This is a genomic window from Streptomyces sp. NPDC055078, from assembly GCF_053607985.1.
Genome location: NZ_JBSGUP010001081.1, coordinates 1 through 1564 on the forward strand (window position 1 = coordinate 1; position 1564 = coordinate 1564).

Annotated in this window: 1 protein-coding gene and 1 pseudogene; both read right to left on the reverse strand. The window is 72.6% G+C overall.

The annotated features are described in order from the left end of the window. The coding region (locus tag ACWF94_RS40290; RefSeq protein WP_453500237.1) for an rRNA adenine N-6-methyltransferase family protein at nucleotides 1–787 on the reverse strand (787 nt) is incomplete at its 3' end. Between the two features lie 251 nt (nucleotides 788–1038). Continuing rightward, nucleotides 1039–1564, reverse strand: a pseudogene (locus ACWF94_RS40295) (transcriptional regulator); the annotation flags it as partial.

Below are 1564 nucleotides of genomic sequence, written 5' to 3' on the forward strand. Positions count from 1 at the left end.
CGCGGGGGTCGCCGAGGGCGCCGTCGCCGCGGACTACCTCGACCTGGTCGTATCCGGCGGCGGCCAGGCCGGTGCGGGCGCCGTCCGCGAGGTCGGCGTCGAGTTCGATGGTGACCACCGAGCCGGTCGGCCCGGTCAGCTCCGCAAGGAGGGCGGCGTTGATGCCGGTGGCCGCGCCGATCTCCAGAACCCGGTCGCCGGGGTGGACGTCAAGCTGTTCGAGCATTTTGGCGACGATGTTGGGGCTGGATGCGGAGGAGACGGCGGTGCCGTCCTCGGCTCGTTTGGTCACCACGGGCTTGGGCGCGTAGGCCGTTGCCAGGTCCACGCTGGGCAGGAAGACGTGCCGGGGCACGGCGCGGAAGGCGTTCTTGACGGCTTCGGTGCGGAAGGTACCGAGGCTGTCGATCTTGGAGATGAGGGCCTCGCGCAGCTCTCGCGGGTCGAGGGCCGGGGCGTCGGTGGAGTGCATGGTCACTGGCCCGACTCTAGGGGGTTGGGCGGGGTCGGTCCGGGTGCTTCGCGGGGTCTCGTCGGGCATGGGTTCGCGGTGGAAGATCACGCGGCTGGCGGCGGTGGCCAGGATGCTCTGGTGGGAGGCGGAGATGCCGAGCCGGTTGAAGGCGAACAGCAGGTGATCGGTGAGGACGGCCCGCAGCCCTCGGGTGAGCCGTCCATGGTGGGCGAGGCTGGCGAGGGTGCTGCCGGCGGCCTCGAAGGCGGCAGGCCATTCCGGTTGCCGGGCCAGAGGACTGCCGTCGGTATCGCCTTGGGCGGTGATGAGCATCTGCACTGCGGCGAGGGTTGCCGGAGACGGCGGCGTGGAGGCGGGGGCGCCGAACCACAGTCCCGCGCCGGGCCCGGCGTTGAAGCCGTCACGGGTGGCGCAGGCCAGCGCCTCGCACCTCGTAGTGCAGGCGCGCTCCCGGACCTCCCAGGTGCTGAGGAGTCAGCTGCCCCACCCTTCCCCACGGCGGAGAAGCTGGCGTCGAGGGTTGGTCCGGGTAGAAGCGGACCCGGAGCCTGTCATGCGCGCGTTCAGGCGAGGGCCTGGCCGAGGAGGTCTCGGGGGCGGCCGGCGAGGGCATGGTGGAGGGATTCGGCCCGGGACCGGATGAGGCCGTCGCGGTAGGGAGCGGGGAGGCGGTCGAAGATCCCCGCCGCCATCACGGCCGCCGCGGAGGGGTCACCGTCGAGGCGCAGGCAGGCGGCGGTGTCCATCGCGATCAGGGCCCGGGTCATCACCGAAGGGGAGTCGGTGAGGTCGAGCGCATTGTCCTGGGCCGAGTATGCGGCGTCGGTGTCTCCGAGGAGGGTGTACGCCTGGGAGAGGTGCACGAAGTGCTTCTGTCCCGGGTAGCCGAACCAGGTGTCGGCTGCTTCCTGCCCGTCGAGGCGTTCGACCAGGTCCTGCGCGTCTGTGACCGCCATCTGGGCGCCCCGGTGGTCGCCGATGGCGGCGAGCGAGCGGGCGGTGACGGCCGCCGCGAGTGCTCCGGCCGCGGTGGGCGTCCGGCCGGCTGCTCTGCGGGCGCGGGCGGCGATGCGCACGGCCACCTCGGGG